The following is a 10,450-nucleotide window of genomic DNA, read 5'->3' as shown; positions in this document are numbered from 1 at the left end:
CAATCAATCAGTAAAAATCCACACAAGTTGTTCTTCATAATCTCTTAATGATCTTTCTGCTCTTCGTCAGAGACAGAATTCAACACAATACTAAGCTTTTCATCTCAACCCTGTAAGCTAAGATATTCTCATGTATCGCGTCGGGATGAGTGCATTATAGGGAAAAAAAAATGGTACGCAAGCACTTTTCTAAATATATGTGTTTGATCGATTCTTTTTCACCCAATCAAAGTTAAAAAAAGCAAAAATATTAGTTTAAATTATTGATAATAAACAATAAATATTAAAATATTTTATTTTCATTCTTTTTTGATTTTCACTTCTATTATCTTAATAGGTTGTTTAGGAACGTTCTGATGCATTCCATCAGTGATTGTCGGTACTTTTACAATACGGTCAACCACATCCATTCCTTTAATCACTTTTCCGAAAACTGCATAACCAGCATTACCAGCAGAGCGATTTAGAAAATTATTATCTACGACATTAATAAAGAACTGGCTAGTAGCAGAGTCAGGATTTGCGGTACGAGCCATCGCTAAGGTTCCGCGTGTGTTAGCAATCCCATTTCCAGCTTCATTTTTGATTGGTGCTCGAGTGGTCTTTTCCTGCATATTTGCAGTAAGCCCACCACCCTGTACCATGAAACCAGGAATTACGCGATGGAATATCGTATCTTTATAAAAGTTCGACTTTATATAGCTTTTAAAATTCTTGACGCTGATTGGGGCTTTCTCATCATAAAGTTGTATTTCTATGTTGCCTAAATTTGTTTGCATTTCAACTAAAGTGTCAGCCCAGACTGAATGACTGCTTAAACCCAAGCAACATAGCATTAATAATTTTTTCATATCTTCCTACAGTAAAATGCAAAACTTAATAAAGGTTAAATTTAATCGTCTATATAAAAGAATTCTAGTGAGTATTTATTATCTTTTATTTAAAGCCTTATATTTTAGATTTGAGTATGAGTCCACGTTCCACGTGAAACATGGACCAAACTTTTATTTAGCTATTTTTATCCCAAAATTTTCTAAAGTTTTTACTGAACTCAATGGTGTAACGTTTGGCCTTTTTAGAAATAGGCGTCAGATTTATAAATCCATGCGTTTGATCTGAGTATTCTTCATAATGCATTTTGACGCCATTTTGGCGTAGCTTATAGCTATAGATTTTCCCTTCATCATGTAATACGTCATGCCCAGCAGTAATCACAAAAGCCGGTGGATTCTTCTTCAAGTTGCCATAGGTTGGAGAAATAATAGGATCGTCTAATTCTACATTATGCTGGGTTGCATAATATTGAGTGACATTATTGATATCTTTATCTGTCAAAACCAATCCTTCGTTATAGGCATAGAAGGATGGATGTCGGCTCTTGAAGTCGACTGTAGGGTAAATAAGAAGTTGTGCCTGTGGAGCATAAGGTTTATTTACTGATCGTTGAGCCACGACTGTACTGATGTTTCCACCTGCACTATCACCCGCTACCGCAATTCGACCTTTTAATATTTTTAATTGTCTACGATTTTGATATACCCAAGCCAAAGCATCTTCACAAGACTGGATTAAATGCTGAGGAGAAACCTCAGGTGCTAAAGGGTAATCGATACTGAGTACTTGTACTTTTGCATATTTTGCCAATATACGACACACCTCATCATGAGTATCTAATCCACCCACAACAAATCCCCCTCCATGATAGAAAACAAGAAGAGGTAATTTTTTATTAGGTGCTGGATGATAATGTCTCGCGAAAACGGTTCCACTTTGAAGAGGTAAACGAATATCTTCAACGGAATCAATATCCGTTGATTTCTGACGTATAGCCAGCATTTGCGTATCAAACTGCCTTCTGGATTCAATTGGATCTGGACCAATAAAACCGATACGCCCCTGCTTAATTTGTACAGCCATCAGACATTTTGTAAATGAGTCCAAGTCAGGATATTGGTAAGAATACCCAAGAATTTTGGCAAGTGATTCTTGAGCTAATCGAGGTAACTTATCAAGAGCTCGAGCAGCGGGCCCTTGGCCCTTATCTAGCAATATTTGAATTTTTTGATTAAATGCTGTCATGCCTATCTCCATGAATTCCTCTTATCCTTCATATTTTCTACAGAATTCTGTTGCTGTTTGACTATATTCGCATACAACTCATGTAATCAAGATACAAAGGTAAAAACTAAATTACGCTAATCTGATTTAAAGCAAATGTCATTAACAAATCTGTCGTTTCAAGCAGGAGTTTTTGCCAATTATTGTTAACAGACAAAAAGAGGTACGATTATGTCAACAAAACTAGTTGTTACTTTATTAGCAACCAGTCTTTTAACTGTAGGCTGTGTGGCTTATACGGATGACCCTTCTTATCGTGGTGGGTATGGTTACCCAGATACTAATCGCTATGATCGCAATGATGGACGTCGATATAGTGATTGGGAACGGAAGCGTTGGGAAGAGCGTAAAAGACTATATGAACAACAACGGAGAGACGCTCGCGAACAAGACCGAAACCGCCATGAGTGGGATAAAAGACGCCATGACGAGGATAAAAAACACCGTGATGACGATAAAAGACGCCACGAGTGGGATAAAAAACGAGTAGAAGATCGAGATCATAATCGTCGAGATCCTCGTCATGATGACTAAATTCTTTACTATATAAAAAGCCCCAATAAGCTACGTCTTTTGGGGCTTTTTTGAGAATTCTAAACTCTCTTAATTATAGAGTAATGAGTAGCAGCTCACTTCATACATAAATCGGCATCTTAAATATATGACTCTATAACCTTTTAACTGTTCTTATCGCTAAGAATTACTGAGCAGTTGCAGAACCTGAAACTGAACCTGAAGCACCAGCATCAACTTGACCTGGTTGTGCTTGGCCAGAAACGCCAGCATCAACACCTACACCAGCTTGTACGCCAGATGGGCTAGCACTTGTTTGAGCAGAACCTGATGCATTTAAACCAGCTTCAGATGCACAACCAACAGCTGTAAAAGCGACACCAGCAAGTACTACAGAGATAAGACCTAATTTTTTCATAATCGTTTTCCTTTCATTACGACAAACACTTAAATGCAAAGTTCATCTTCGCGCTGCCTATAATTCACAATTTTTTTTTCTGGCGTGCGTATCATTGGTTGTCTTTTGTAGTAATAGAAGTACAAATTGTGCAATTTTTTATTAAATTCCCTTCCCTACTCTTAGCTCTATCTTTTATATAAAAGTAGTAACTTAAGCTTTTGTTTAATTTTATTAATTTTTAATTTTCATCTTAGCCTTTTACTCTACTCAAAAAAATTCTCTTTATAGAAATGCTATATAAGGTGCGTAGAATGTTACAGAGGTTTTTTGCTTAAAAATTCCTTTTCCCATTCAAAAAGCCGGGTATAGACCACGGCTTCTCTAAAAATTTATTTTATTCCGTTTTAAATTACGGCCATTGCATCTCACCTTTTACAACTTTTGCACCTAACTCGAGGCTATCCACACTTTTTAATGTTGGATATTGTTTTTGCATGAGCTGACTCAATTCGCTAGCATTTTTACTTACTTTAGCCGCTTTCTCATAGCTCTTGAGATAGTCGATCGAAAAGTTAACTGCATCCAAACCTTGTGGAGCTCCCTCAACCATATGTGCTGGAACAACTGTTTGAGGCTGTAGTGCTTTAATGCTTTCTAAAGTTTGAATTACTTCATTGCGGTCTTTAACTTTTGGTGTATCTGCCATCCATAAATGAATACCTGAAGATACAGGAATACCGCCGACTACTGCTTTTGAAGAAGGAATCCATAAATAAGTGAGTTCTTTCTTACCTTTAATTTCAATTGACTCATTCTCTAATTTTAAAGTTTTAGCAGTGTAAGCTTGAGGCACAATAATTTGGCTAGGCGCATTTGCACCCATTTGTGGTCCCCAATACTTCACTTTAAGCGCTTGAGTATCTTGAATATGTTTAACAGTTTCCGGAGTTGCGATGATTTGTACATTTGGGAAGTACTGTTTAAATACATCTAAACCAAAGTAATAGTCGGGATCACCATAACTTACGAAAATTGTCTTTAGCGTTTTACCTCTATCGAGAATATCGGCAGCAATACGTAATGCTTCAGATTTTGAGAATTGCGCATTGATTAATAGAACTTCTTTATCACCTTCAACTAAAGTAGAAGTCACCCCAAAATGTTCTGGTTTAGCCAGAAAACTTTGGATTTTTAGATCTTGTGCAAAAGCTGAGGAAGCCATCGTCAAAGCTGTAGCAGTTGCTAGGGCCGAAGCAGTTAATTTAAAAAATTTCATTATGTATTCTCCAATTTCATAAGGAATACTTTAAATTGCAATTTCTGTAAGGTAAATGCACTAAATTAAGATAAACTGTTGCATAAATTGTAATAATGATAAAGCAGATGGACACATTAAAAGCCATACAAGTCTTTGTTTCTATTGCTCAGCATGGCAATTTAACCAAAGCCGCAGAACATCTTAATTATTCCCGTGCCATGGTTTCTCGCTATCTTGAACACCTAGAGCATACATTCTCAACTCGCCTATTTCAGCGGAATACCCGAAAAATATCTCTCACTCCAGCAGGTGAAAAAGCTCTACTCTACTGCGAAAATATTTTACAACAACAACAACTTTTACAAGAGCTAGCAGCACCCGAACAACATAACGGTACGATTCGTTTTACTTGTGGTTTATTTTTATTTCAATTAGGTGTTGGGGAATGTATTCGTCAATTTAAAAGGCAACACCCACATATTCAATTTGATGTATATCTTACTGAAAATACAATTGACTTGATTGATGCACAAGTCGATTTAGCTTTGCGTATAACGCAAAAAGTTGCAGATGGATTAATTGCGAGACCAGTCTGTCAGATCGAATCGGTATTTTGTGCTCATCCAGACTATTTAAAACAGCACAGCCCTCTCTCTCACCCAAGACAACTTATTCAATACGAATGTTTAGCTCACCACAGCCAACATCAATACTGGACTCTTTTTGATGAAGAGCAACAACCACAGAATTATCCTTTAAACGTCACCTTTAAAAGTAATGATGTAAATGCTGTTTATGATATGTGTCTACATGCTCAGGGTGTAGCTATGTTGCCTTCACTATTAGTTAAAAAAGATTTAAAAGAAAAACGACTAGTTCCTTTATTTAAAAACTTTTCAGCGCCAGAGCTAAGTTTGTCGGTGGTATATGCATCTAGGCAACATTTACCCAAAATAACGCAGGAATTTATTGCTTTTATGATCGAAAATTTAGATTTTTACTTAAAACCGCAAAATTAAAAGCTTTAAATTGTCGTGTACGCTTGAATTTTTAGGCAGTGCCCATACTTCATACCTATTAATGAATTACAGCATATGCATGGCAGTTCAGATTTTACACAGTAAATACTGATGCCAAAAAGGACTGTACATGTTTAAAAACCCATTTAAACGGAGATCATCAATGGCTAATGAGCAAAATGAGCAAGCTCAAGACATTCAACACGAGCAAGCAGAGCAATCTAATGAGCAAACTCAGGCTGAAGGTGGAGAGCAAGCAAACGACGTTACCGTTGAATCTTTACAAGCGCAAATCACTAAATTAGAAGAAAGCCTTAAACTTGAAAAAGCACGTACAGCGAATGCTGTTTACGAAGCACAAAAAAGTGTAGAGCGTATTCAACGTGAGTCTGAGAAGCATAAGGAAACTGTGCTTGAAAAATTTGCAAAAGAATTGCTGGATTCTGTAGACAATCTAGAGCGTGCGATTCAAGCAGCGGGTGATGAAGAAACTCCTGTACTTGAGGGTATTAAGTTAACCTTGAAGTCACTATTAACTACACTGGAAAAATTTGGTGTTGTAGAAGCTGACACTCAAAATGGTTTCAACGCAGATTTACATCAAGCAGTGGGCATTGCCCCAGACGCTAAAGCGAATGAAATCGGTACCGTTTTACAAAAAGGCTATACCTTAAATGGTCGCTTATTGCGCCCTGCTATGGTTATGGTTGGTCAATAAATAAAAAATTGAGAGTTTTTAGATTTTTTTTCGCTAAAACGCTTGAAAAAAATAGATTCACTCTCATATCGGATAACAAGCAAAAACATTGCAAAAGAATTTTTGAGGAAAACGTCACATGGCAAAAATTATTGGTATTGACTTAGGTACTACCAACTCATGCGTTGCTGTACTTGAAGGCGATAAAGTAAAAGTAATCGAAAACGCTGAAGGCACACGTACAACTCCATCGATCATTGCTTATAAAGATGGCGAGATCTTAGTGGGTCAAAGTGCTAAGCGTCAGGCAGTAACTAACCCGAAAAATACATTATTCGCTATTAAGCGTTTAATTGGTCGTCGTTATGAAGATCAAGCGGTACAAAAAGACATCGGCCTTGTACCTTATAAAATCATCAAAGCTGACAATGGTGATGCTTGGGTAGAAGTAAACGATAAAAAATTAGCGCCTCAACAGATCTCTGCTGAAATCTTGAAAAAGATGAAGAAAACTGCAGAAGACTATTTAGGTGAAACAGTTACAGAAGCAGTTATTACTGTTCCTGCTTACTTTAACGATGCTCAACGTCAAGCAACTAAAGATGCGGGTAAAATCGCTGGTTTAGACGTTAAACGTATCATTAACGAACCAACTGCTGCTGCACTTGCGTTCGGTATGGACAAAAAAGAAGGCGATCGTAAAATTGCTGTTTACGACTTAGGTGGTGGTACTTTTGACGTATCAATCATTGAAATCGCAGACCTTGATGGCGACCAGCAAATCGAAGTGTTATCAACAAATGGTGATACTTTCCTTGGTGGTGAAGACTTTGATAACGCGTTAATTGAATTCTTGGTTGAAGAATTTAAGAAAGAACAAAGTGTGAACTTGAAAAATGACCCACTTGCGTTACAACGTTTGAAAGAAGCTGCTGAAAAAGCAAAAATCGAGCTTTCTTCATCAAATGCAACTGAAATCAACCTTCCATACATCACTGCTGATGCAACTGGTCCTAAACACTTAGTGATCAATGTAACACGTGCAAAACTTGAAGGTTTAGTTGCTGATTTAGTTGCTCGTACAATTGAGCCTTGCCGTATCGCGCTTAAAGATGCTGGTCTTTCGACTTCTGACATCTCTGACGTGATCTTGGTTGGTGGTCAGTCTCGTATGCCACTTGTACAACAAAAAGTACAAGAATTTTTTGGTAAAGAGCCACGTAAAGACGTGAACCCTGATGAAGCAGTTGCAATTGGTGCTGCGATTCAAGGTGCGGTATTGTCTGGTGACAAAACTGACGTTCTTTTATTAGACGTAACACCATTAACTTTAGGTATTGAAACAATGGGTGGTGTATTAACACCAATCATTGAGAAAAACACGACGATTCCTGCGAAGAAATCACAAGTGTTCTCTACTGCTGCTGACAACCAGCCTGCTGTAGACATTTCTGTTTACCAAGGTGAGCGTAAGATGGCTCAACAAAACAAATTGTTGGGTAACTTCCAATTAGGCGACATTCCACCTGCTCCACGTGGTGTGCCACAAATTGAAGTATCTTTCGACATCAATGCTGATGGTATCTTGAAAGTATCTGCTAAAGATAAGAGCACTGGTAAAGAGCAATCAATCCAGATTAAAGCAAACTCAGGTTTGTCTGATGCTGAAATCGAAGCAATGATTAAAGATGCTGAAGCGAATGCTGAAGAAGATCGTAAGTTTGAAGAACTTGCAAAAGCTCGTAACGAAGCTGATGCATTAATTTCAAGCTCGAACAAAGCTGTAAAAGATCTTGGTGATAAAGTTACTGAAGATGAAAAAACAGCTGTAAGCACTGCAGTTTCTGAACTTGAATTAGCAACAAAAGAAAATGATGTTGAAGATATCAAGGCAAAAACTGAAGCTTTACAAAACATCTTAATGCCTATCACTCAACGTGCTTATGAACAAGCACAGCAAGCTGGTGGTGCAGAAGGCTTTGATCCAAATGCATTCCAAGGTGGCGATGCAGGTCAACAAAAAGCTGACGATGGCGTTGTAGATGCAGAGTTTACTGAAGTTAAAGATGACAAAAAATAATTTGTTTCTTTAATAAAAAACCGCGCTTAGGCGCGGTTTTTTATTAGTTACAAAAAAATAACAATGATTTTTTAAGGGAGTTTTTTAATTAATTGATGTCAAAAAGATCAATGATAAAAAATAATCTATTAATTATAAAAAAGATTTTATAAAGAAAAATACATTGTTACTTATTACATTAATTATTCCATTATTGCCAAGTCTAAAAACATCTTTTTAAATTTTTCTACCAAGATCACAAACACCGACTACTCTCTTGCATTTTTTATCATTTTGACGAAGTTGATTAAGTAGCTAACAATAAGATTTATTTATATTTTTTATTTTGCCATGAAAAAATTTCTATGGTGGGGAATTAGCTTGTGTTTATGCATAGGCTTACAAACGACGATCTTTGCTCAAAGTAATTTATCAATTGGTTCATCTCATCAACCTTTAAAGTATCAAATTGCTTTTATTGACCCACGGTTTCAACTCACTAAAGAACAACTTATTGAAGTAAGCCAACAAGCTGCTGAAATCTGGCACAAAGAGACTGGAAAAACCTATTTTATTTATGATTCAGAAGCACAGTTATCAATTAACTTAATTTATGATGATCATCAAATTATTAAAAGTGAACAACAGGAAAATTTAAATGCTCTTTTGCAAAAGCAGAAACAATGGCGCATTAAAAATGAAGAGATTATTTTAAACAAACAAGAAATTGACCAACTATCATCTGATTTAAACAAAAAAAGGATCAGTTTAAAAGCTGAATTTGAACACTATCAACGTGACGTAACAGACTTTAACCAAGGGGAACATCGATACTATCTTGCCGATGAATTAAAAGAGCGGCAAAATCAACTACAGCAAATATCTGGAAATTTGCAAAATGAATCAAATAATTTAAATTTTAAAATTCAACTACTTAACATAAAAATCAAAGAACTAAATCAAGAGCAAAGCGATTTAACAACGTTAATGACACAATTTAAGCTAGAACAAAAAGCCAGTATTCAGACCTTTCATAAAGGTTTATTCAGTCAAAACCAAATTCAAATTTACGGTTATGCTTCTTTAAATGATTTACGTTTGACCCTTGCTCATGAGTTTGGCCATGCTTTAGGACTAAAACATACCACCGATCCTAAATCTTTAATGTACCCCCGTTTAAAAGAGCAAGATATTCATAATTTCAAATTAACAGATTCCGATTTAGAGTTATTAGGCTCAATTTATAGTTCAATTAAGGAAAATCATTAAAGTTAAATGATTAAAAAAACTAAATAAAACAAAACATATTGAATTTTTTCTAAAAAATAATTTTGCATTTGGTAAAAATAAATGAGACTAAAGTCTCATTTATTTATCAGAATTGTACGTTTTTTGATTGATTTTTCACTTTATATTCTTATAATACGTTTTTTTTAAATCTCCCCCTCTTCTATTATGCGTTTAACATCTTTGTTACTAGGCGTGGCCTTTGCTTTTTCTAATTTTCAAGCCAATGCTAATCTTGCCACCCCAGCTCATACTCAAATTCAGCAAAAAACAGGTCAGCATCTGACTTATAAAATTGCTGAAATTGACCCACGTTTTGGTTTGAGCCAAGATCAATTGATTCAGATTAGCCAACAAGCTGCGGATATTTGGAAACAAGGTACTGAGCAGGATTATTTTACTTATGATCCAAATGCAAAGTTAGAAATTCGCCTAGTTTACGATAATGGTCAAAGTCGTTCTGAACAGCGTCAAAAAATTGCAGCTCAGTTCCAGCAAGAACAGCAACGTGTAATTGATGAACAGCAACAAATTAAGCAATTAAAGCAAACCCTAGGTCAAACTCAATCTGACCTTGAAAATAAAAAGCAGATTTTGAATGGAAAATTGAAAAATCTAGACCAGCAAATGATGCAACTTAACCAAGGCAAATTAGCATCTGAATACAGTGCTAAATCTTTGGCTAAAACCCAGAAAGATTTGCAAAAGCAAACTGTTGCTTTAAAGAAAGAAATTGCTGCATATAATGAGCAAGCTAAAGATTTAAATACTAAAGTTACTCACTTTAATCAGATTAATAATAAGTTTAATGAATCATTAAACGAATTTAAGCAAAATGCTCAAGCGGATGTCTTTAAAAAAGGTATCTACAACGGCAAACAAATCGTGATTTATGAGTTTAAGTCTATTGATGATTTACGTTTAACGATTGCTCATGAGTTAGGACATGCGCTTGGTTTAAAACACAGTGATCAACCAAATGCATTGATGTACTCAGTTCGTAAAGATGGTGACAAAAAAATCACTGGCCTTACTGATGCTGATCGTGATCTATTGAGTGCTTTACCTCAATAATTAAGAACTTGATATAAAATGATGT

General features: G+C 35.8%; 8 protein-coding genes and 2 pseudogenes. 6 read left to right on the top strand and 4 right to left on the bottom strand.

What is annotated here, in order from left to right; all coding sequences use genetic code 11:
* Positions 1 to 299: 299 nt before the first annotated feature.
* Both RMB03_RS03060 and RMB03_RS03055 read right to left on the bottom strand, forming a co-directional pair.
* Positions 300 to 851, bottom strand: a complete 552-nt coding sequence (locus tag RMB03_RS03060; protein ID WP_311073784.1) for a peptidylprolyl isomerase — start codon at positions 849 to 851, stop codon at positions 300 to 302.
* Between the two features lie 157 nt (positions 852 to 1,008).
* On the bottom strand, positions 1,009 to 2,079 hold the full coding sequence (locus tag RMB03_RS03055) for an alpha/beta hydrolase (protein WP_311073782.1): 1,071 nt from the start codon (positions 2,077 to 2,079) through the stop codon (positions 1,009 to 1,011).
* 210 nt (positions 2,080 to 2,289) lie between these two features.
* Here RMB03_RS03055 and RMB03_RS03050 point away from each other — a divergent pair, with 210 nt between their 5' ends.
* A complete protein-coding gene (locus RMB03_RS03050; RefSeq protein WP_132068666.1) occupies positions 2,290 to 2,652 on the top strand; it encodes a hypothetical protein in 363 nt (120 codons plus the stop codon).
* 166 nt (positions 2,653 to 2,818) lie between these two features.
* Here the strand turns inward: RMB03_RS03050 and RMB03_RS03045 are convergent, their stop codons facing one another.
* Positions 2,819 to 3,049: a hypothetical protein gene (locus RMB03_RS03045; protein ID WP_000733015.1), complete on the bottom strand. Its 231-nt coding sequence runs from the start codon at positions 3,047 to 3,049 to the stop codon at positions 2,819 to 2,821.
* Positions 3,050 to 3,440: 391 nt separating this feature from the next.
* A complete protein-coding gene (locus RMB03_RS03040) occupies positions 3,441 to 4,307 on the bottom strand; it encodes an MBL fold metallo-hydrolase (RefSeq protein ID WP_311073776.1) in 867 nt (288 codons plus the stop codon).
* Positions 4,308 to 4,414: 107 nt separating this feature from the next.
* Here RMB03_RS03040 and RMB03_RS03035 point away from each other — a divergent pair.
* From RMB03_RS03035 to RMB03_RS03015, 5 genes and pseudogenes are all read left to right on the top strand, one after another.
* Positions 4,415 to 5,343: pseudogene (locus RMB03_RS03035) on the top strand (LysR family transcriptional regulator).
* 128 nt (positions 5,344 to 5,471) lie between these two features.
* Positions 5,472 to 6,026: a nucleotide exchange factor GrpE gene (gene grpE / locus RMB03_RS03030; protein WP_003656003.1), complete on the top strand. Its 555-nt coding sequence runs from the start codon at positions 5,472 to 5,474 to the stop codon at positions 6,024 to 6,026.
* 118 nt (positions 6,027 to 6,144) lie between these two features.
* Positions 6,145 to 8,085, top strand: a complete 1,941-nt coding sequence (gene dnaK / locus RMB03_RS03025) for a molecular chaperone DnaK (RefSeq protein WP_003656004.1) — start codon at positions 6,145 to 6,147, stop codon at positions 8,083 to 8,085.
* Between the two features lie 330 nt (positions 8,086 to 8,415).
* Positions 8,416 to 9,333 carry a matrixin family metalloprotease gene (locus RMB03_RS03020; RefSeq protein WP_311073770.1) on the top strand — a complete coding sequence of 306 codons (918 nt, stop codon included), beginning with the start codon at positions 8,416 to 8,418 and terminating at the stop codon, positions 9,331 to 9,333.
* Between the two features lie 81 nt (positions 9,334 to 9,414).
* A pseudogene (locus RMB03_RS03015) lies at positions 9,415 to 10,425 on the top strand (M57 family metalloprotease).
* Positions 10,426 to 10,450: the final 25 nt, after the last annotated feature.

It is taken from the genome of Acinetobacter sp. V91_7 (genome assembly GCF_031799075.1).
GTDB classification, from domain to species: Bacteria; Pseudomonadota; Gammaproteobacteria; order Pseudomonadales; family Moraxellaceae; genus Acinetobacter; species Acinetobacter calcoaceticus.
The sequence above is the reverse complement of the archived record's forward strand: the minus strand, read 5'-3'. Positions and strand labels throughout refer to the sequence as shown.

Excerpts from the sequence above, each read along its gene's own strand:
- RMB03_RS03060 (WP_311073784.1), bottom strand. The coding sequence starts at position 851 with ATGAAAAAATTATTAATGCTATGTTGCTTGGGTTTAAGCAGTCATTCA.
- dnaK (WP_003656004.1), top strand. The coding sequence starts at position 6,145 with ATGGCAAAAATTATTGGTATTGACTTAGGTACTACCAACTCATGCGTT.
- RMB03_RS03045 (WP_000733015.1), bottom strand. The coding sequence starts at position 3,049 with ATGAAAAAATTAGGTCTTATCTCTGTAGTACTTGCTGGTGTCGCTTTT.
- RMB03_RS03040 (WP_311073776.1), bottom strand. The coding sequence starts at position 4,307 with ATGAAATTTTTTAAATTAACTGCTTCGGCCCTAGCAACTGCTACAGCT.
- RMB03_RS03055 (WP_311073782.1), bottom strand. The coding sequence starts at position 2,079 with ATGACAGCATTTAATCAAAAAATTCAAATATTGCTAGATAAGGGCCAA.
- RMB03_RS03050 (WP_132068666.1), top strand. The coding sequence starts at position 2,290 with ATGTCAACAAAACTAGTTGTTACTTTATTAGCAACCAGTCTTTTAACT.
- grpE (WP_003656003.1), top strand. The coding sequence starts at position 5,472 with ATGGCTAATGAGCAAAATGAGCAAGCTCAAGACATTCAACACGAGCAA.
- RMB03_RS03020 (WP_311073770.1), top strand. The coding sequence starts at position 8,416 with ATGAAAAAATTTCTATGGTGGGGAATTAGCTTGTGTTTATGCATAGGC.